Source organism: Methylobacterium variabile (assembly GCF_001043975.1).
GTDB lineage: Bacteria > Pseudomonadota > Alphaproteobacteria > Rhizobiales > Beijerinckiaceae > Methylobacterium > Methylobacterium variabile.
On sequence record NZ_LABY01000013.1, the window covers coordinates 45,404 to 64,469 of the forward strand.

At 72.0% G+C, this 19,066-nt stretch carries 16 protein-coding genes; 11 read left to right on the forward strand and 5 right to left on the reverse strand.

Features of this window, described 5'->3' with window-relative positions; all coding sequences use genetic code 11:
* The first annotated feature begins 13 nt into the window (after window positions 1-13).
* The 10 genes from VQ02_RS02205 to VQ02_RS02250 all read left to right on the forward strand — a co-directional run bounded on the left by VQ02_RS02205 (window position 14) and on the right by VQ02_RS02250 (window position 11,898).
* Entirely contained in the window at window positions 14-1,159 is a 1,146-nt protein-coding gene (locus VQ02_RS02205; RefSeq protein ID WP_048442514.1) for an ABC transporter substrate-binding protein, read from the forward strand.
* Window positions 1,160-1,211: 52 nt separating this feature from the next.
* Window positions 1,212-2,087: a branched-chain amino acid ABC transporter permease gene (locus VQ02_RS02210; RefSeq protein ID WP_048442515.1), complete on the forward strand. Its 876-nt coding sequence runs from the start codon at window positions 1,212-1,214 to the stop codon at window positions 2,085-2,087.
* Window positions 2,087-3,064 carry a branched-chain amino acid ABC transporter permease gene (locus VQ02_RS02215; protein ID WP_048442516.1) on the forward strand — a complete coding sequence of 326 codons (978 nt, stop codon included), beginning with the start codon at window positions 2,087-2,089 and terminating at the stop codon, window positions 3,062-3,064. Before VQ02_RS02210 ends, VQ02_RS02215 begins: the two co-directional genes overlap by 1 nt.
* Entirely contained in the window at window positions 3,061-3,798 is a 738-nt protein-coding gene (locus VQ02_RS02220) for an ABC transporter ATP-binding protein (RefSeq protein WP_048442517.1), read from the forward strand. The genes VQ02_RS02215 and VQ02_RS02220 overlap by 4 nt, the downstream gene beginning before the upstream one ends.
* On the forward strand, window positions 3,785-4,492 hold the full coding sequence (locus VQ02_RS02225) for an ABC transporter ATP-binding protein (protein ID WP_048442518.1): 708 nt from the start codon (window positions 3,785-3,787) through the stop codon (window positions 4,490-4,492). The genes VQ02_RS02220 and VQ02_RS02225 overlap by 14 nt, the downstream gene beginning before the upstream one ends.
* Before the next feature lie 15 nt (window positions 4,493-4,507).
* Window positions 4,508-5,824, forward strand: a complete 1,317-nt coding sequence (locus VQ02_RS02230) for an aspartate aminotransferase family protein (protein WP_048442519.1) — start codon at window positions 4,508-4,510, stop codon at window positions 5,822-5,824.
* 64 nt (window positions 5,825-5,888) lie between these two features.
* On the forward strand, window positions 5,889-7,544 hold the full coding sequence (locus VQ02_RS02235) for a hydantoinase B/oxoprolinase family protein (RefSeq protein ID WP_048442520.1): 1,656 nt from the start codon (window positions 5,889-5,891) through the stop codon (window positions 7,542-7,544).
* A 1-nt stretch (window position 7,545) separates the two neighbouring features.
* On the forward strand, window positions 7,546-9,618 hold the full coding sequence (locus tag VQ02_RS02240) for a hydantoinase/oxoprolinase family protein (RefSeq protein ID WP_048442521.1): 2,073 nt from the start codon (window positions 7,546-7,548) through the stop codon (window positions 9,616-9,618).
* 19 nt (window positions 9,619-9,637) lie between these two features.
* The gene (locus VQ02_RS02245) at window positions 9,638-10,984 is read left to right on the forward strand and encodes an aspartate aminotransferase family protein (protein ID WP_048442522.1); all 1,347 of its coding nucleotides are present in this window, start codon (window positions 9,638-9,640) and stop codon (window positions 10,982-10,984) included.
* A complete protein-coding gene (locus VQ02_RS02250) occupies window positions 10,981-11,898 on the forward strand; it encodes a beta-keto acid cleavage family enzyme (RefSeq protein WP_342447804.1) in 918 nt (305 codons plus the stop codon). Before VQ02_RS02245 ends, VQ02_RS02250 begins: the two co-directional genes overlap by 4 nt.
* A gap of 12 nt (window positions 11,899-11,910) precedes the next feature.
* Here VQ02_RS02250 and VQ02_RS02255 read toward each other — a convergent pair whose 3' ends face one another.
* The 5 genes from VQ02_RS02255 to VQ02_RS02275 all read right to left on the reverse strand — a co-directional run bounded on the left by VQ02_RS02255 (window position 11,911) and on the right by VQ02_RS02275 (window position 17,018).
* The gene (locus VQ02_RS02255; RefSeq protein WP_048442523.1) at window positions 11,911-12,942 is read right to left on the reverse strand and encodes an adenylate/guanylate cyclase domain-containing protein; all 1,032 of its coding nucleotides are present in this window, start codon (window positions 12,940-12,942) and stop codon (window positions 11,911-11,913) included.
* Between the two features lie 184 nt (window positions 12,943-13,126).
* Complete coding sequence (locus VQ02_RS02260) at window positions 13,127-13,648, reverse strand: cytochrome P460 family protein (protein ID WP_048442524.1); 522 nt, start codon at window positions 13,646-13,648, stop codon at window positions 13,127-13,129.
* On the reverse strand, window positions 13,638-14,684 hold the full coding sequence (locus tag VQ02_RS02265) for an alpha/beta fold hydrolase (RefSeq protein ID WP_048442525.1): 1,047 nt from the start codon (window positions 14,682-14,684) through the stop codon (window positions 13,638-13,640). The genes VQ02_RS02260 and VQ02_RS02265 overlap by 11 nt, the downstream gene beginning before the upstream one ends.
* 301 nt (window positions 14,685-14,985) lie before the next feature.
* Entirely contained in the window at window positions 14,986-16,278 is a 1,293-nt protein-coding gene (locus VQ02_RS02270; RefSeq protein ID WP_048442526.1) for an ATP-binding protein, read from the reverse strand.
* On the reverse strand, window positions 16,275-17,018 hold the full coding sequence (locus tag VQ02_RS02275; RefSeq protein WP_048442527.1) for a response regulator: 744 nt from the start codon (window positions 17,016-17,018) through the stop codon (window positions 16,275-16,277). Before VQ02_RS02275 ends, VQ02_RS02270 begins: the two co-directional genes overlap by 4 nt.
* Before the next feature lie 214 nt (window positions 17,019-17,232).
* Here VQ02_RS02275 and VQ02_RS02280 point away from each other — a divergent pair, with 214 nt between their 5' ends.
* A complete protein-coding gene (locus VQ02_RS02280; RefSeq protein ID WP_048442528.1) occupies window positions 17,233-18,975 on the forward strand; it encodes a redoxin domain-containing protein in 1,743 nt (580 codons plus the stop codon).
* The last annotated feature ends 91 nt before the right edge of the window (window positions 18,976-19,066 follow it).

Genomic DNA, 19,066 nt, shown 5'->3' on the forward strand with positions numbered 1-19,066 from the left:
CAGAGAGGCGCGCATGCTGACCACCCGACGTACCCTCCTCTCGCTCACCCTCGGCACGGCCGTCGGTGCCGCGCTCCGCCCCGCTTTCGCGGCCGGCGAGCCGATCGCGATCGGTGCCGCGATCCCGACGACGGGTCCGCTGTCGCTCTCCGGCAAGCAGTACTTCAACACGCTGACCATGGCCGAGGAGGACATCAACAAGGCCGGCGGCATCAACGGGCGGCCGATCAAGTTCGTGTTCGAGGATGCGGGCGCCTCGAACAGCACCGCGGTCAGCGCGTTCGTGAAGCTGGTCCAGGAGACGAAGCCGCCCTTCGTCTTCCTGTCGAGCTACTCGACCCAGAACCTCGCCACCGCCCCCGAGGTCACCAAGGCGAAGATCCCGGTGATGTACGCCGGCGGCGCCGACGCCGTCGCCGACAGCAGCGGCGGCTGGATGTTCCGCATCCGCCCGACGGATTCGCTCGCGGCCCGCGGCATGGCCCAGTTCGTCAGGACGCTGAAGGCCACCAAGCCCGGCATCATGTACATCCAGAACGACTTCGGCCAGGGCGGCGCGCAGGCTGCCGCCAAGCTCCTCGAGGCGAACGGCATGGCGCCGGTCGGCAGCGAGGCCTACGGCCAGAACGACAAGGATTTCTCGGCCCAGCTGCTGCGGCTGCGTCAGAAGGGTGCCGACGTCATCCTGACCTTCGTCTACCCGGCCGACGGCGCGCTGCTCCTGCGCCAGATCAAGGCGCTCGGCCTGAAGATGCCGGTCGTGGCCTCCTCCGGCTCCTTCCTGCCGGCCTCGGTCCAGCTGCTCTCGCCGTCGGATCTCGACAACGTCTGGGGCGTCATCGACACCTTCGTGGACCCGAGCGTCGGCGGGCGGATGGCGGACTTCACCACCCGCTACAAGGCGAAGTTCGGCCAGGATGGCGACGCCTACGGCCTCGCCTACTACGACGGCGCGCTGATCCTCGCCGAAGGGCTGAAGACGGTCGGCACCGATCCGGAGAAGCTGCGCAGCTTCATCGCGTCCCAGAAGTCGTGGGACGGGATCGGGCAGACCTATTCCTTCGACGACAAGGGCAACGGCGTGCCCGGCGTGGTCGTCGTCAAGGCGAAGCCCGGCACGAAGACCCTGGAGCTGGTCGAACGCATCCGCCCCGCCTGAGCGGTTCAGGCCGCTTGCAGCCTCCATGGCCGGATGGCCGACAGAGTGATCGATGGCTGATCTCATCCAGCTCCTGACGAACGGGCTCGCGCTCGGCAGCGTCTACGCGCTCGCCGCGATCGGCTTCGTGATCGTCTATTCGGCGACCGGCGTCGTGAACTTCGCCGCCGGCCAGTTCGTGATGGTCGGCACCTTCGCGGGCGTGGCGATGCTGCTCAACGCCGAGCTGCCGATGCCGGTCGGCTATACCGCGGCGCTGGTCGTCATGGCCCTGTTCGGCGCGCTCTTCTACCTCGTGGTGTACCTGCCGCTGCGCAGGAGCCCGATCGTGACCGTCATCATCGGCACGGTCGCGATCGGCATCACGCTGCAGAACACGGCGCTCCTGACCTTCGGCTCCTGGCCGTTCCGCCTGCCGTCCCCGTTCGAGGGGATGATGGTCGAGGTCGCCGGCGCCGTCATCTCGGTCCACGCGCTGGCAGTCGTCGCCGCGACCGCCGTCATGATCCTTCTCCTCTGGCTGCTCCTTCACCGCACGGCGGTCGGCATCGCCATGCGGGCGGTCGCGCAGGACGTGAAGGCGGCGCGCCTGATGGGGCTGCGCGTCCAGTGGCTCCTCGCGTTCTCCTGGATCCTCGGCGCCGTCCTCGCCGGCGTGGCCGGCCTCATGCTCGGCCCGATGTGGTTCGCGGACGTCAACATGGGCGACCCGATCGCGCTGAAGGCCTTCGCCGCGACCGTGATCGGCGGGTTCGGCAGCCTCCCCGGCGCCATCGCGGGCGGCTTCTTCGTCGGCCTCGCCGAGGTGCTCGGCGCCTCCTACATCTCGTCCGCCTACAAGGACCTGATCGCCTTCGGGGTGATGATCCTGTTCCTGCTCGTCCGGCCCCAGGGCATCTTCGGCGAGCCGATCCAGGACCGCGGCTGATGGCTCTCCGCGCTCTCGCCCTCGCGGCCTTCCTGGCCATCGGCTTCGCGCTCTCGCTGAGCGTGTCCGAATACTCGCTCCGTCTCCTCAACCTCGCGGCCATCTCGGCCACGGCGGTGATCGGGCTCAACTTCGCCTTCGGCTATGCGGGCCTGATCTCGCTCGGCCACTCCGCCTTCATGGGGCTCGGCGCCTACATCCTGGCGATCCTGACCACGCAGGCGGGCTGGTCGCCCTGGCTCGCGGCCCTGCCGGCGATCCTCGGCACCGGCCTTGCCGCGATCCTCATCGGGGTGCCGCTGCTGCGCCTGAAGGGACACTACCTCGCCCTCGCGACGCTCGGCCTCAACGTCAGCTTCGGCATCGTGGCCGCGAACTGGATCGAGGTCACCGGCGGGACGAACGGGATCTCCAAGATCCCGGGGGTCTCGGTGCTCGGCCACTCCCTCGAAGGCGAGCGGCCGTTCCTCTGGCTCGCCCTCGTCGTCATCGCGGTCCTCGCGGTCGCCGCCTCCCTGATCCAGCGGTCACGCTACGGCCGGGCGATGATGGCGGTGCGGGACGACGAGACGGCTGCCGCGATGACCGGGATCAACGTGACGGCCACCAAGGTCGCGGCCTTCGCCCTCTCGGCCGTCTACGCGGCGGTCGCCGGATGCCTGTTCGCCGCCCACGTCCACTTCATCTCGCCCGACGACTTCAACTTCGCCCACTCGATCACCTTCCTGTCGATGCTGATCGTGGGTGGGGAGGGCACGATCGCGGGAGCGATCATCGGCGCGGTCCTCCTGACCTTCCTGCCGGAATGGCTGCGCGTCCTCGGGGAGAGCTACCTCGCCTTCTTCGGCCTGATGATGCTCGCCATCCTGATCTTCATGCCGACCGGCATCGTCGGGCTCCTCTCCCGTCTCCGGCGCCCGGCCCGGAGCGAGGCGCCGGCGGCCCTCGTGGCGCCCGGCGAGGGAGCGCGGCCATGACCATCCTGCGCGCCCAGGGCATCTCCAAGCGCTACGGCGGCCTCCTCGCCCTCTCCGAGGTCGACGTCACGGTCGAGGACAACGAGTTCGTGGCCTTGATCGGCCCGAACGGCGCCGGCAAGTCGACCCTCCTCAACGTGCTGACCGGCCTGGCATCCCCAACGACCGGGACGATCGAGCTCGCCGGGCAGCCCGTGACGAAGGCCTCGACCCACGCCCGCATCCGCGCCGGGCTCGGGCGGACCTTCCAGCACGGCCGCCTGTTCGACCGGCTGAGCGTCCTCGAGAACGTCATGGTCGGTGCCGCGAACCGGCCCGGCCGGTCGGAGGCGCAGCTCGAGGCGGCAGCGCGCGAGAGCCTCGCCCGCATGGGCCTTGCCCATCTCGCGCCCCTTCCGGTCTCCTCGCTGACCTACGGCAACCGGCGGATGGTCGAGTTGACGCGGGCCCTCGCGGGGGGGCCGCGCGTCCTCCTGCTCGACGAGCCGGCCGCGGGGCTGAACTCGGGCGAGGTCGAGGACCTGATGGCGCGCCTGCGCGCGATCCGGGCGGAGCATCGCCTCGCCGTGGTCCTCATCGAGCACAACATGGGCATGGTGATGCGCCTCGCCGAGCGCATCGCGGTGCTGAACTTCGGGCGCAAGATCGCCGAGGGGACGCCGGCCGCCATCCAGACCGATCCGGCCGTTCTCGAAGCCTATCTCGGATCGGGATCCTCCTATGCTGCGCGTTGAGGACCTGACGGTCGCCTACGGCGACATCGTCGCGCTGCACGGCGTGACGCTCGACGTGGCGGCCGGCGAGACGGTGGCGCTGATCGGCGCGAACGGCGCCGGCAAGACGACGCTCCTGCAGACCATCTCCGGCCTGATCAAGGTCCGGTCCGGCCGCATGGACTTCAACGGCGCGCCGCTCGCGCCTCTGACGAGCGCCCACCGCGTCCGATCCGGCATCGCCCAGGCCCCCGAGGGCCGGCGCATCTTCCCGGGCCTGTCCGTTGAGGAGAACCTCGTCGTCGCGACCTCCTCCTGGAGGCGGATGGGCGCGAGCTACGGCGACGACCTCGCCCAGGTGTTCGACCTCTTCCCGCGCCTCAAGGAACGCCGCCGCCAGCTCGGCTGGTCCCTGTCGGGCGGCGAGCAGCAGATGCTGGCGATCGGCCGGGCGCTGATGTCGCGACCCAAGCTGCTGCTCCTCGACGAGCCCTCGCTCGGCCTCGCGCCGCGGCTCGCCGAGGAGGTCTACGACCGCGTCGGCCGCATCCGCGAGACCGGCCTCACGATCCTAGTCGTCGAGCAGAACACCGTGCTCGCCCTCGCGGTCGCCAACCGCGGCTACGTGCTCGAGACGGGGCGCGTGGTGCTGGCGGGTTCCGCCGATGAGCTGCGCCGGAGCGAGCGCGTGCGCGAAGCCTATCTTGGCCGCTGACAAGGTTGGACACCCATGACCTACCCCGACGTCTCGTCCCGATCGAACGCGATCTACGAGCGCGCCAAGCGGAGCCTGCCGGGCGGCAACACGCGCACCACCGTCTACATGAAGCCCTACCCGATCTACGCGGCGCGAGGCGCGGGATGCCGGGTCTGGGACGTGGACGACGTCTCCCGCATCGACTGCATCAACAACTTCACCTCGCTGATCCACGGCCACGCCCATCCGGTGCTGGTCGAGGCCGCCACGAAGCAGCTGGCTCTCGGGACCGCCTTCGGCATGCCCACGGAGTCGGAGGTCGACCTCGCCGAGCTTCTGTGCGGGCGCGTCGCCTCCGTCGAGGAGATCCGGTTCAGCAATTCGGGGACCGAGGCCGTGATGCTGGCCCTCAAGGCGGCGCGCGCCTTCACCGGCCGGCCGAAGATCGCGAAGTGCGAGGGCGCCTATCACGGCACCTACGACTACGCCGAGGTCAGCCTCGAGACGTCGCCCGAGCACTGGGCACAGGGCGCGCCCCAGTCGGTCGCCTACGCCAAGGGCACGCCGAAGGGCGTGATCGACGACGTCGTGACGATTCCCTTCAACGACGTCGACGGCGCCGTGAGCCTCATCCGGGCGCATGCGCGGGACCTCGCCTGCGTGATGATCGACCCGATGCCGAACCGCGCCGGCCTGGTTCCGGCCGACAGGGCCTTCGTGCAGGCCCTGCGCGAGGTGACGCACGAGATCGGTGCGCTGCTCTTGTTCGATGAGGTGATCGCCTTCCGGCTCGGCCATGCGGGTGCGCAGGGCCTCTGGGGTGTCGACGCCGACCTGACGACCTTCGCCAAGATCATCGGCGGAGGCTTCCCGGTCGGCGCCACCGGCGGGCGTCGCGACGTCATGGCGGTCTTCGATCCGACCCGCGGCAAGCCGGCCCTGCCCGCCGGCGGCACCTTCTCGGCCAACCCGGTCTCGATGCGGGCCGGGATCGCCGGGATGGAGCTCCTCGACGAGGCCGCCTTCGCGCATCTCGACGCGATCGGCGAGGCCGTCCGCCAGGGCATCGACGAGGCGTTCCGCAGCGAGGGCGCCGAGGGGCGGACCACCGGTCTCGGCTCGCTCATCAAGGTCCACATGACCGACAAGCCGGTCCGCGACTATCGCTCCGCGCATCTCGACCCGGCCGGCCAGCGGCGCCTCGCCACCTTCGTCGCCCGGATGCTCGACGAGGGCATCCTCATGGCGCCGAACGGCCTCATGGCGCTCTCCACCGTGATGGGCCGGGACGACGTCGACGCGATCGTGTCCGCCGCGCGCGCGGCCATCAGAGCCTCCGCCAGGGGCTGATCCATCAGCTCGCCATAGTTAGCGCGCCCGCCGGCCGGTCGCGCCTCACAGGACCCATCCCGACATGTCACGCGCGGTCGATCCCATCACACGCTCCGTCGTCGAGCATCGCCTTACCTCGATCACGCGCGAGATGAGCGAAGCGATGCTGCGGACGTCGTTCTCGCAGATCCTCAACTCCAGCCGCGACTTCTCGATCGCCATCACGGACACCGCGGGGCGCCTCGTCGCCCAGGCCGACAACATTCCGGTCCATGTCGGGGCGCTGCCCTGGGCGACGCGCGCGATCGAGGCGCGGTTCAGGGACGTCGTGCCGGGGGACGTCTTCCTGTCGAACGATCCGGCGCATGGCGGCTCCCACCTGCCCGACCTCACGGCCTTCGTGCCCGTCTTCGCGGGCGAGCGGCGGCTGTTCTGGACGGTGGTGCGCGCGCACCAGAGCGACATCGGCGGCTCGACGCACGGCGCCTACAACCCGGGCGCCCGTGACATCTGGACCGAGGGCCTGCGCGTTCCGCCGATCCGCCTCTACGAGGCCGGCCGGCATCGCGACGATCTGCTCGACCTCCTCGCGCTCAACACCCGCAACGGACGCGACTTCCGCGGCGACCTCGCCGCCATGGTCGGATCGGCGCATCTCGGCGAGCGCCGCATCGCGAAGCTGCTCGACGATCTCGGCGCCGACACGGTGGTGGCCGCGATCGACGACTATTTCGACGCCGCCGAGCGCCGGGCCCGCGCCATCGTGTCGGAATGGAAGGACGGCGTCTTCGAGGGCGAGGCCTTCCTCGACGACGACGGCCACGGGCGCGAGGACATCCGCATCCACGCCAAGGTCACCAAGCGCGGCAGCGACATCGAGGTCGATCTCACGGGCTCGGACCCGCAATCGACGAGCTTCGTCAATTCCTCGCACGCCAACGCGCAATCGGCCTGCGCGATGGCCTTCGCCTACCTGATCGACCCGGACGTGCCCAAGAACGACGGCTCGTTCCGCCCGCTGAGCGTCAAATTGAAGGAGGGCACGATCGTCTGGGCCGAGGCGGACCGCCCGGTCACGATGTGCACCAGCCACCCGTCCAACGGCATCGTCCAGGCGATCATCTCCGCGCTCGCGCAGTCCTGCCCGGACCGGGCGATCGGCGGCTGGGGCAAGCGCTTCCGCATCGCCATCCAGGGCGAGGATCCGCGCAACGGCCGCAGGTTCATCTGGCACATGTTCCATGCCCGCCCGGGCGGCGGCGCCTCGGCGGCCGGCGACGGCTGGTCCTCGATCGGCGAGTTCGATTCGGTCGGCGGCCTGAAGTTCGGCAGCGTCGAGTTCGCCGAGGTGCGCTTCCCGCTGCATTTCGCGCGGCACGAATACCTGCCGGATTCGGGCGGCAAGGGGCGCTACCGCGGCGGCCTCGGGGTCGCGCTCGACCTCGAGATGCGCACCGAGAAGCCGGCGCTCGCCAACACGGCCGGCGACGGCGCCCGCTACGGCTCCGCCGGCATGCTCGGCGGCCAGGACGGCGTTCCGCACCGCTACAAGCTGCTCTCCGAAGGCCAGGAGCCCCGCGTGCTGCGGACCAAGGAGGTCGGCATCGTGGTCCGCCCGGGCGACGTGTTCGAGGTCCGCTCGGGCGGCGGCGGCGGCTGGGGGCCGCCGGAGGAGCGTGCGCCCGAGGCGCGCGCCGAGGACGAGATCCTGGGCTTCGTGACCAAGGGGGAGTGCTGAGATGTCGGCTCTGAGGATCGGCATCGACGTCGGCGGCACCTTCACGGATCTCGTCGCGATCGACCAGGACGGGCGGACGATCTTCGCCAAGTCGCCGTCGACCCCGCACGACCAGTCGGTCGGCGTCGTGGCGGGCCTCGAGGAACTGGCCCGCCGGCACGGGCTCACGCTCGCCGCGCTGCTCGGCCGCACGAGCGCGATCGTCCACGGCACGACCGTCGCGACGAACGCCCTCCTCGAGCGCAAGGGCGCGAGGGTCGCGCTGCTGACCACGCAGGGGCATCGGGACGTGCTGGAGATGCGCGAGGGCCTGAAGCCCGAGCGCTACGCCCTGCGCTCGACGCCGCCCGCCCCGCTCGTGCCGCGGAACCTTCGCTTCGGCATCCGCGAGCGGGTCGGTCCCGACGGGACGGTGCTCACTCCCCTGGACGAGGCCTCGCTCGACGAGGCGATCGCGGCGATCCGCGGGTCCGGCGCGACCTCGGTCGCGATCTGCTACCTGCACGCCTACAAGAACCCGGCGCACGAGATCGCCACGGAGGAGCGGCTGCGGGCCGCCCTGCCGGACGTCTACGTCTCGCGCTCCAGCGACGTGCTGCCCCAGATCAAGGAGTTCGAGCGCGTCTCGACGACGGTGGTGAACTCCTATGTCGGGCCCGCCGTCCGCCTCTACCTCACCAACCTCGATCAGCGCCTGCGCGAGGCGGGCTTCGCCGGAAGCCTGTTCATCGTGCTCTCGCACGGCGGCATGGCGCCGGTCGACGAGGCGAGCCGGCTTGCCGCCGCGACGGTGCTCTCGGGGCCGGCCGGCGGCGTCGCGGGCTCGCGCCGCTGCGCGCGCCTCCTCGGCATCGATGACCTCATCCCCTTCGATGTCGGCGGCACCTCGACCGACATCTCGCTGATCTCGGGCGGCGAGGCGGCGCTCTCGGCCGAGCGCGGGCTCGCGGGCGAGCGGATCGCCCTGCGCTCCCTCGACATCGCCTCGATCGCGGCGGGCGGCGGCTCGCTCGCCCAGGTCGATGCGGGCGGCACCTTCAAGGTCGGGCCGGAGAGCGCCGGCGCCGTGCCGGGCCCCGCCTGCTACGGCGGCGGGGGGACGGCCCCGGCGGTGACGGACGCGAACCTGGTGCTCGGCTACCTCGACGCCGACAACTTCCTCGGCGGCAGGAAGACGCTCGACGTCGCGGCCGCCCAGGCGGTGATCGCGGAGCGGGCGCGCCAGCTCCGTCTGTCGCCCGACGAGACCGCGGCCGGCATCTACCGGCTGATCAACATGAACATGGCCGAGGGCATCCGCCTGATGACGCTGCGGCGCGGCGTCGATCCGCGCCGCTTCGCGCTCTTGTCCTTCGGCGGCGGGGCGGGGCTCCATGCCGTCGAGGTGGCGCGCGAGCTGGAGATCCCGCGCGTCATCGTGCCGACCGTGGCCTCCGTCCTGTCGGCCTGGGGCATGCTGACGAGCGACCTGCGCTACGAGGTCAGCCGCACGCATGTGGGCGACGGCGCCGCACTGACGGACGAGGGCCTGAGGGCCGTCTACGCGACGCTCGAGGAGCAGGCGACGCGTCGCCTGAGGAGCTGGTTCGACGGCGAGATCCGCATCGAGCGCTCGGCGGAGATGCGCTACGGCGAGCAGGTCTTCGAGGTCGACGTGCCGCTGGACGGCCTCGGCTGGGACGAGGCCGGCATCGCCCAGCGGGTCGAGGAACGCTTCCACCAGCGCCACGAGGAACTCTACACCTACGCCTCGCGCGACCAGGAGGTCGTCTTCGTCAACGCCCGCGTGTCGGCGATCGGTCATGTCCCCGAGCCTGCCCACGAGGCTCCGGGAGAGGTCCGGGGCGCGGCGCCCGCGCCGCGCGAGCGCCGCGCCTGGTTCGACGGCTGGCGCCAGGTCCCGGTCCACCAGATCGCGTCCCTGCCGCCGGGATCGCGGATCGAGGGCCCCGCCATCCTCGAGGCCGAGACGACGACGGTCGTCGCCGGCGAGGGCGACGTCGTCACCGTCAACCCGCTCGGCTGGCTCGATATCGCGCTGCGCGCGCCGGAACGGGCGGAACAGACCGCCTGACCGTCTGGAGGACTCCCCAATGAGCCGCCTGCTGCTCCGCAACTTCCGCGAGAGGCCCGACGTCGCGGTCTCCGCCTCCGGCCTCCGCATCCGGTCGGCCGACGGGCGCGAGGTGATCGATGGCTCGGGCGGGGCGGCGGTCGCCTGCCTCGGCCACGCCCATCCGGTGGTGCTCGAGGCGATCCGCAAGCAGATCGAGACGGTCTGCTACGTCCATACCGGCTTCTACGTCGGCGAGCCGGTCGAGGCGCTGGCCGAGCAGCTCGTCGGGCACGAGCCGGGCGGCCTGACGCATGCCTACTTCGTCAGCAGCGGCTCGGAAGGCGTCGAGGCGGCCCTGAAGCTCGCGCGCCAATACGCCCTCGAGACCGGCCAGCCGCGGCGCGAGCACGTGATCGGCCGGCGCCAGAGCTACCACGGCAACACCCTCGGGGCGCTCGGGGCCGGCGGCAACCAGGTGCGGCGTCCGCCCTACGCGCCGATCCTGCCCGGGGCGTCGAGCCACGTCTCGCCCTGCTACCCCTATCGCGAGCAGCGGACGGACGAGGACGCCGCCGCCTACGTGCAGCGGCTCGCCAACGAGCTGGAGGCGGAGTTCCAGCGCGTCGGGCCCGATCGCGTCATGGCCTTCATCGCCGAGCCGGTCGTCGGCGCGACGCTCGGCTGCCAGCCGGCGCTCCCGGGCTACTTCCGGGCGGTCCGGGAGATCTGCGACCGCCACGGTGCGCTGCTCATCCTGGACGAGGTGATGTGCGGGCTCGGGCGCACGGGCACCCTCCACGCGTGGGAGCAGGAGGGTGTCGCGCCCGACATCCAGGTCATCGCGAAGGGCCTCGGCGGCGGCTACCAGCCGATCGGGGGCATCCTGGTGGCGGGGCGCATCATCGCGGCCATCGAGGCTGGCTCCGGGCTCCATCGGCACGGCCATACCTACGCGGCGCATCCCGTCGCCTGCGCGGCGGCGCTCGCGGTCCAGCAGGTCATCCGGGACGAGAACCTCGTCGAGCAGGTGGCGATCCGTGGTCGGCAGCTCGAGCAGGCGCTCAAGCGCCGCCTCGGGCAGCATCCGCATGTCGGCGACATCCGGGGACGCGGCCTGTTCTGGGCGATGGAGCTGGTCGAGGACCGCGAGACCAAGAGGCCGTTCGCGCCCGGGATCGGCATGAACGGCCGGGTCAAGCTGGCGACCTTCGCGCGCGGTCTCGCCTGCTACCCGGTCGGCGGGACGATCGACGGCGTGCGCGGCGATCACGTCCTGCTGGCGCCCCCCTACATCGCGACCGAGGCCGACATCGAGGCGATCGTCGAGCTGATGGCGGCGGGGATCGACGACGCTGTCCGGGCGCTGCCGCGCCCGAGCAAGTGAACTCCCATCCGAACGGGAGAGCAGGAGGAAGCCCCATAACGCGTCCCGTCATCGTCACGTGCGCCGTGACCGGCAGCGCGCCGATCAACGCCCGGAGCCGGGCGCCGGTCAGCACCCAGGAGATCGCCGAGGCCGCCCTGACGGCCTGGCGCGAGGGGGCCGCCATCGTGCACATCCACGTGCGCGACCCCGAGACGGGTGCGCCGAGCGGCGAGCTGCGCCTCTACGAGGACGTCGTCAACCGCATCAAGGCCGCGAATGCCGACGTCCTGATCAACCTCACCACCGGCTTCGGCGGCCGCTTCCTGCCGAGCGAGGAGGATCCGAGCCGCGGCGGTCCCGGCACCAGCCTGATGGATCCGCTCAAGCGGTGTGCGCACGTGGTCGCGCTCAAGCCCGACCTCTGCTCCCTCGACATGGGCAGCCTGAACTTCGGCCCGACCGTGTTCATCAACACGCCCGCCCATATCGCGGCGATCGCGGAGGCGGTCCTGGCGGCGGGCGTCCTGCCCGAGCTGGAGGCCTTCGAGGTGGGCCACATCCGCCTGTCGCGCCACCTGATCGACAAGGGCGTCCTGCCGGCGAGGAGCTACTTCCAGCTCTGCCTCGGCATCGCGTGGGGCAGCGCCGCGACGACCCGCTCGATGCAGTTCCTGGCCGACGCCCTGCCGCCGGATGCGACCTGGTCCGCCTTCGGCATTGCCGACGCGCAGTTCCCGATGGCCGCGCAATCCGTCGTCCTCGGCGGGCATGTCCGCGTCGGCATGGAGGACAATCTCTACCTGTCGCGGGGCGTTCCGGCGACGAACGAGACCCTCGTGCGCCGGGCGGCGGAGATCGTGACGGCGATCGGCTACCATGTCGCCTCCCCCGCGGAGGCACGGAGCCTCCTCGCGTTGCCGGCCCGGCCCTGACGACGTCGAGGCTCAGGAGGCGGCCTTCACCGTCCTGAGGGTGCGAACCGCTGCGATCCGCAGCGGCTCCTTGCGGCCCCGCAGGGCGCGGACGCCGAGATCGGAGACGTGGATGTGCCCGGGGAGGTGCGTCAGCCGATCGAGGAGGTCGCCCGAGACGACGATCCCGGCGCCGAGCTCCTTGGCCAGCCCCTCGAGCCGGCTCGTCGTGTTCAGCGTGTCGCCGAAATACGCGATCTTGCGCCGCTCGAGCCCGATCTCCGCCGTCACGACGGGACCGCAATGGAGGGCGGCGCGGAAGGTCGGAACCTGGCCGAAGCGGTCGATCCATCGCTCGGCGTCCGCCTCGACGATGCGCAGGAAATCGAACACGCATTCCAGGCAGGCCGCGTCCCGCACGCCGCGGTCCATCGACCAGCTCACCAGGGCCATGTCGCCGATGTAGTCGTCGATGGAGCCCTGCGAGCGGCGGACCGGCAGGGCGAGCGCGTTGAAGATCGCCCCGAGCCAGGTCTGGGCGGCGAGGTCGCCGTGCTCCTCGGCGAAGCGCGTCGACCCGGCCACGTCGAGGAAGAGGAAGATGCGCTCCTCGGTGATCGCCCGGTGGTAGCGCCCGACGAGAAGGCTGGCGAAGACGCGCGGGCCCATCAGGTCGCGAACGCGCAGGACGAAGGTGGCCAGGGCCGAGATCCCGAGGGCGTAGGCGAACCCCGTCTCGGTCATCCGCATCGCGACCCGGGCGTCCGCCATGTAGCCGAAGCCGTGATGGAGAACGGTGCCGGCGGCCGCGTTGCCGAGCACGATCATCGCGACGTAGGTCGCGACGGTCGCGACGCCGAACACGGGTGTGGCGGTGCGGCGGATCAGGTCGCGCCACCGCCGCATCAGCACGCCCCGCTCGTAGAGGAGGACGGGGGCGCCGATGAAGGCACCGCGGATGGCGGACACCAGCGGCTCGATCTCGAAGACGAGGCCGTAGAGCAATCCCGCCAGCGCCCCCGCGGCGGGTGCCAGGATCCAGACACCGGCTCGGAAGGGGGGCATCGCGCTTCGCACTTCGGCTGACCCGACCGTCATACCACTGATCATCGCGAATGGCCCCCGGTCGCGTCCTCTCGCCGGATGCGGGGCACCTCTCCTCCGGGGGTGACGCCGTGGACCGGGCTGGAGCCCCGACGCTGCGGCCGCCCGCGCCGCCGGCGGCCCCGCGGCACGATCCGCATATCCGTCATCGGGCATAGCGGGTGAAGACGAAGTCGCGCTCCTTCACCCGCGCCTCGTGGCAGGCGAAGCAGGTCTGGTGCTGCGCCTCGTCGACCGGCTTGCCGTCGATGAAGCGGCCGAAACCCCAGCCCCCCGTCGCGGGGTAGCGCTTCGCGTCCTTGACCATGACCTGCACGGTCGTGGCGGGGCCCGGCACCGTCGCCGTCTCGAACTCGGAGGAGCGCATCTGCGTCCAGGCGAGCTTCACGAGAATGGCGCCGTCCGGGAACGGCAGCGCGCCGTCGCGGTAAGCCTTCACCGCGAGGTCGTTGCCGAGCACGGCCCGCACCTCGTTCAGCGGCGCGTCCTCGAGCGCCGGGGCGATCAGGCGCCAGTCCCGGTAGCCCTCCGGAACGGTGACGCCGTAGATCGGCGAGGCCGGCCTCGCGTCGGTGCCGGCTGCCCGGAAAGCGGCCAGGCCGAGGCAGGCGGCCGTGCCGGCCAGGAGCAGGGCGCCCCGCCGGCGGGTGCGGGACTCAGAAGCCATCGACGTCCACCACGGCTTGCGCGAAGGCCTTCGGCGCCTCCTGGGGAAGGTTGTGCCCGATGCCGCCGCGGAGGGTGCGGTGCTCGTAGCGCCCGGTGAACTTCTTGGCGTAGGCGGCGGGCTCCGGATGGGGGGCGCCGTTCGCGTCGCCCTCCATCGTGATCGTCGGAACGGCGACGGCCGGGAAGGTCGCCAGCTTGCGCTCGGTCTCGTCGAACCGCGCCTCGCCCTCCGCGAGCCCCAGCCGCCAGCGGTAGTTGTGGATCGAGACGGCGACGTGGTCCGGATTCTCGAAGGCCGGGGCCGACCGGGCGAAGGTGGCGTCGTCGAACCGCCATTGCGGCGAGGCGAGCTCCCAGATCAGGCGGGCGAACTCGCGCGTGTAGCGGGCGTAGCCCTCGCGCCCCCGCTCGGTGGCGAAGTAGAACTGGTACCACCACTGCAGCTCGGCCTTCGGCGGCAGCGGCATCGCGTTCGCCTGCTGGCTGCCGATCAGGTAGCCGCTCACCGAGACGAGGCCCTTGCACCGCGCTGGCCACAGGGCCGCGAGGATGCAGGCGGTGCGGGCGCCCCAGTCGTAGCCCGCCACGAGCGTCCGCTCGATCTTGAGCGCGTCGAGGAAGGCGACCGCGTCGTGGGCGAGCGCGGCCTGCTGGCCGTTGCGCGGCGTCGCCTCCGAGAGGAAGCGGGTCGCGCCGTATCCCCGGAGGTAGGGGATCAGCACCCGGTGGCCCGCGGCGGCGAGGACCGGCGCGACGTCGACGTAGCTGTGGATGTCGTAGGGCCAGCCGTGGAGGAGCAGGACGGGCCTGCCGTCCGCCGGGCCGGCCTCGACGTAGGCGACCTCGAGGTCGCCGGCCCGGATCCGCTTGAGCGGCCCGAACGACACGTCAGGGCCCGGTTCCGTCGCCGGCGGCGCGCCGGGGCGCGCGGTCTGCGCCGCGGCCGGGACGATCCCGGCGACCGTGCCGGCGGCCAGCGCGGCACCGAAGCGTTCGAGCAGCTGGCGGCGTACCAGTCCGATTGTCTGACCCATTTCACGACCCCGATAGCGATGTGGACGATCCGGCTCCCCGTCCCGGCGGATCGGCGAACCTCAGGCGACGGTCGGCGCGACGTCGATGTGTGCAGTAAGCCGCCGGTTGTTGTGCGGAATGTGTGCGCAGGGTGCGATCTTGTAAGCAGATGTACAGATGCCCCGGACGGACCCGGGGGAGGACCGGCGCCGGTAAGGGCGCGACGCCGCCGTCGATGGTGGGGGCCTGGCGCCGGCCTCGCTGATTGCGACGGTGCGCTCCTCCGCCGGACGATCCGCGGGATGGCGGCGCGGAGCCGCGTCAGCTGAGGGTGACGGTGGCCTCCAGGCCGCCGCCCGCGCGGTTGCGCAAGGTGAGCCTGCCGCCGATCGCGCCGGCGAGCTGCTCGGCGATGGCGAGCCCGAGGCCCGTGCCGCCGGTGTCGCGGCTGCGCGACTCCTCCAGCCGCACGAAGGGCAGCAGCACCGCCTCGAGCTTGTCCGCCGGGATGCCGGGCCCACGGTCGAGGACCGCGATGGCGATCCGGCCCTCGGACGCCCGCACCGCGATCTCCGCCCGGCCGGCGTAGCGCAGCGCATTGTCGATCAGGTTGGTGAGGATGCGCCGCAGGGCCTGCGGCCGCGTCGCGACCGTCACGTCGGCCAAGGCGGTGATCGTCACGTCCCGCCCGCCGTCCTGGTAGTCGAAGACGAGGCTCTCGACGAAGGCGCGCAAATCGAGGCGAGCCGGCGGCTCGACGTCGCCGTGCACGCTCCGGGCATAGGCGATCCCCTCGCGCACGAGCGCCTCGACCCCGTCGAGATCGGCCAGCAGCCGGTCCTGGTCGGGTCCCTCGGCGCCCGTCTCGACCCGCAGCCGCATCCGGGTGATCGGGGTCTGGAGGTCGTGCGAGATCGCCGCCAGGATGCGCACGCGCTCGTCGAGGTGCCGGGCGATGCGCGCCTGCAGCGCGTTGAAGGCCTTTGCCGCGCGCGCGACCTCGTCCGGCCCGGCCTCCGCGAAGCGGGTCGCCGGCCGGCCGGGCTCGAGCCGGTCGGCGGCCTCGGCGAACCGGGTCAGCGGGCGCACCGCCAGCCGGACGGCGAGCCAGACGCAGGCCGCCAGTACGAGGAGCTGCACCGCCAGGGCGACCGGCAGCCACGACGCGACCCTGCGTGTCGCCGGCCGCACGTCGATGGTCAGGGCAGAGCTGTCGGCCAGGGTGACGTGGGCCTGCAGCCGCTCGGTCGGCTCGAGGAGGGCGTCGAACCGCACGGAAAAGCGCGGCTCCAGGGCGGCGCGGATCTCGTCCGCGATCATCCGCCCGCGGGACGTGAGGGCCGGCGTTCCCGGCGCGCCGGGGCCGAGCGCGAACCGGTAGGTCGGCCGGTCGAGGAGCGGCAGCCAGGCGGCCCGCTCGGGAGCCGGCAGCCGGTCCAGCAGCGCGACGGCGACGGCGACGTCGCGCTGGAGCGTTGTCAGCATCACCGCCCGCGCCGACTGGTCGCGCTCCAGCAGCATGACGGCGAAGGCGAGCGCCTGGCTGGTCAGGAGGCCGGCGAGCAGGATCAGGAAGAGCCGGCTTCGCAGGCTGCCCGGGAGGCGCGCCCTCATCCCTCGCGCGCCTGCGCGATGGTGATCGGCATGGCGAAGACGTAGCCCTCGCTGCGCACCGTCTTGATGTAGGCCGGCTCGCGGGCGTCGTCCCTCAGGCGCTGCCGCAGGCGGCTGACGAGGAGGTCGATGGAGCGGTCGAACAGTTCGGCCTCGCGCCCCTGCGTGAGGTTGAGGAGCTGGTCGCGCGACAGCACCCGCTGGGGGTGATCGAGCAGGACGCGCAGCAGCCGGTACTCCGCGCCGCTGAGAGGCACGACCGTCCCGGCCTCGTCGATCAGGTGGCGGGCCGTGGTGTCGAGCTGCCAGGCGCCGAAGGCGAGCAGCCGGCCGGCCTCCGTCACCTGGAGGTTGGGCGGCAGCATCCGGGTGCGGCGCAGGACCGCCTTGATCCGGGCGAGCAGCTCGCGGGCCGCGAACGGCTTCACCAGGTAGTCGTCCGCGCCCATCTCCAGGCCGACGATCCGGTCGGTCTCGTCGCTGCGCGCGGTGAGCATCAGGACCGGAACCGCCTTGTGCCTGCCCGCCCGCAGCTCCCGGCACAGGACGAGGCCGTCGTCCCCCGGCATCATGATGTCGAGCACGACGAGGTCGACCCGGTCCGTCTCGAGGAAGGACCGCATCTGACGGCCGTCCGCGGCCACGCTCACCCGCAGGCCGTTCTTCCTGAGGTAGCCCGAGACCATCTCGCGAATCTCGCGGTCGTCGTCGACGACCAGCACGTGATCGATGTGCTCCACGGCCCTGCCCTCGCTTCACGCCTGGGATAGCGGGGCCGCGCCCGTCCGGCGAGCCGTTCCCGGTAACGCAGTGTAGCGGGCCGGTCGCGGCCCCGAGGCGGCGGTCCCGGGGCCGCTACAGACCGATACAAGGAGGCGGGGCACCGCACACAGGCCGGACATGCGGGGCTGGTGAGGAGGGCGGCATCCGGGGCACGAAGACAAGGAGCCGCCCGTGACCCTCGCCCTCGCCGCCTATCTCGCGGGCGTGCTGACCATCCTCAGCCCGTGCATCGTTCCGGTGCTGCCCTTCGTCCTCGCGCGGGCCGACCGGCCCTTCCTCACCGGCACGCTGCCGCTCCTGGCCGGCCTCGGCGCGGCCTTCGTCGCGGCGGCGGGGCTCGCGGCGGTCGGGGGCGGCTGGGTGGCACGGCTCGGCACGGCCGGCCGCGTTCTGGCGCTGTGCCTGCTCGCCGCGTTCGCCGTCTCGCTGCTGTCGCCCCGCGCCTCGTCCTGGCTTCACCGCCCGCTCGTGCGGCTGGGCGAGATCCTGTCCCGCCCGTCGACGGGACCGGGCCGGGCCGCGGGGCCGGTCGGGCTCCTGGGCTCGCTCTGCCTCGGCGCGGCCACGGGCCTGCTGTGGACGCCGTGCGCCGGACCGATCCTCGGGCTGGCTCTCACCGGCGCGGCCCTGAACGGGGCGGGCTGGCAGACGATGGCTCTGCTGACCGCCTACGCCTCGGGCGCGGCGACGGCGCTGGCCGGCGCCGCCTGGCTCGGCGGCGCGCTCGTCGCCCGCCTCCGTCCGCATCTCGGCTTCGGCGAGTGGCTGCGCCGGGCCGCCGGAGCCGCCCTGATCGCGGTGCTCGCCGCGGTCGCCCTCGGGGCGGATTCGGACCTGCTGGCGCGCTACTCCGCGGCGAGCACGACCGCGGCGGAGGACGCGCTCCTGACGGCGCTGCGGATCGATCCCGCCCGGGCCGACCCGACCGACGGGCCGCACCGCAGCGAATGGCCGGTCGAAGGCAGCCTGCCGAGCCTCGCCGGCGCCACGCACTGGCTCAACGGCGCTCCGCAGACCACGGAGGGGCTGCGAGGCAGGGTGGTGCTGGTCCATGTCTGGACGTACTCCTGCATCAACTGCATCCGCACCCTCCCCTATCTGCGGGCCTGGGCCGAGCGGTACCGGGAGCAGGGTCTGTCCGTGATCGGCATCCACGCGCCCGAATTCGCCTTCGAGCACGATATCGGGAACGTCGCCGCGGCGATCCGGCGCTTCGCGCTGCCGTATCCGGTGGCAGTCGACAACGAGTTCCGGCTCTGGCGCGGCTTGCGCAATTCGTACTGGCCGGCTCTGTACGTCGTCGATACCCAGGGACGGATCCGTCATCACCAGTTCGGTGAGGGAGGCTATGCCCGGTCCGAGGCTGCCATCCAGGCACTCCTGGCCGAGTCCGCGGGAGGTCGGGCCCCCGACGAGGGCACGACGCGGACGCGAGCGGCCGGCGTGGAGGCCGCCCCCGATCTCGCGCATCTCGGGTCCAGCGAGACCTATCTCGGCTCCGACAAGGCGGCGAACTTCGCGTCGCCGGAGCGAATGTCGTCCGGTCCGCGCACCTACACCCCCGGCCGGCCAGGATTGAACGAGTGGTCGCTGGCCGGAGCATGGGCCGTCGAACCCGAGTACGCCCACCTCGCCGCGCCGGGCGGGAGCGTGACATACCGCTTCCGGGCTCGCGACCTCCACCTCGTCGTCGGGCCTGGACCGGACGGGCAGCCCGTCGGTTTCGACGTCTCCCTCGATGGCGAACCACCTGGCGAGGATCACGGGGCGGATGTCGGTGCGGACGGCGCCGGGGTGGTCCCGGCGACACGGCTCTACCAGCTCGTTCGCCAGTCCGGCCCCGTGCGCGAGCGCACATTCGCGATCCGCTTCCATCGGCCTGGCGTGCGCGTCTACGCCTTCACCTTCGGGTGAGGCCGCCCGGGAGTCCGGTCGCCGGCAAACCTTCGAGCGCTGCCTGAGCCGCGCTTGTCTGCTTCCTTGTGATCGAAGCGCGACGGCGCCA

What these genes read in the sequence shown, in the direction of transcription:
- VQ02_RS02205 (WP_048442514.1), top strand. Translation starts at nt 14, where the DNA reads ATGCTGACCACCCGACGTACCCTCCTCTCGCTCACCCTCGGCACGGCC.
- VQ02_RS02210 (WP_048442515.1), top strand. Translation starts at nt 1,212, where the DNA reads ATGGCTGATCTCATCCAGCTCCTGACGAACGGGCTCGCGCTCGGCAGC.
- VQ02_RS02215 (WP_048442516.1), top strand. Translation starts at nt 2,087, where the DNA reads ATGGCTCTCCGCGCTCTCGCCCTCGCGGCCTTCCTGGCCATCGGCTTC.
- VQ02_RS02220 (WP_048442517.1), top strand. Translation starts at nt 3,061, where the DNA reads ATGACCATCCTGCGCGCCCAGGGCATCTCCAAGCGCTACGGCGGCCTC.
- VQ02_RS02225 (WP_048442518.1), top strand. Translation starts at nt 3,785, where the DNA reads ATGCTGCGCGTTGAGGACCTGACGGTCGCCTACGGCGACATCGTCGCG.
- VQ02_RS02230 (WP_048442519.1), top strand. Translation starts at nt 4,508, where the DNA reads ATGACCTACCCCGACGTCTCGTCCCGATCGAACGCGATCTACGAGCGC.
- VQ02_RS02235 (WP_048442520.1), top strand. Translation starts at nt 5,889, where the DNA reads ATGTCACGCGCGGTCGATCCCATCACACGCTCCGTCGTCGAGCATCGC.
- VQ02_RS02240 (WP_048442521.1), top strand. Translation starts at nt 7,546, where the DNA reads ATGTCGGCTCTGAGGATCGGCATCGACGTCGGCGGCACCTTCACGGAT.
- VQ02_RS02245 (WP_048442522.1), top strand. Translation starts at nt 9,638, where the DNA reads ATGAGCCGCCTGCTGCTCCGCAACTTCCGCGAGAGGCCCGACGTCGCG.
- VQ02_RS02255 (WP_048442523.1), bottom strand. Translation starts at nt 12,942, where the DNA reads ATGCCCCCCTTCCGAGCCGGTGTCTGGATCCTGGCACCCGCCGCGGGG.
- VQ02_RS02260 (WP_048442524.1), bottom strand. Translation starts at nt 13,648, where the DNA reads ATGGCTTCTGAGTCCCGCACCCGCCGGCGGGGCGCCCTGCTCCTGGCC.
- VQ02_RS02265 (WP_048442525.1), bottom strand. Translation starts at nt 14,684, where the DNA reads ATGGGTCAGACAATCGGACTGGTACGCCGCCAGCTGCTCGAACGCTTC.
- VQ02_RS02270 (WP_048442526.1), bottom strand. Translation starts at nt 16,278, where the DNA reads ATGAGGGCGCGCCTCCCGGGCAGCCTGCGAAGCCGGCTCTTCCTGATC.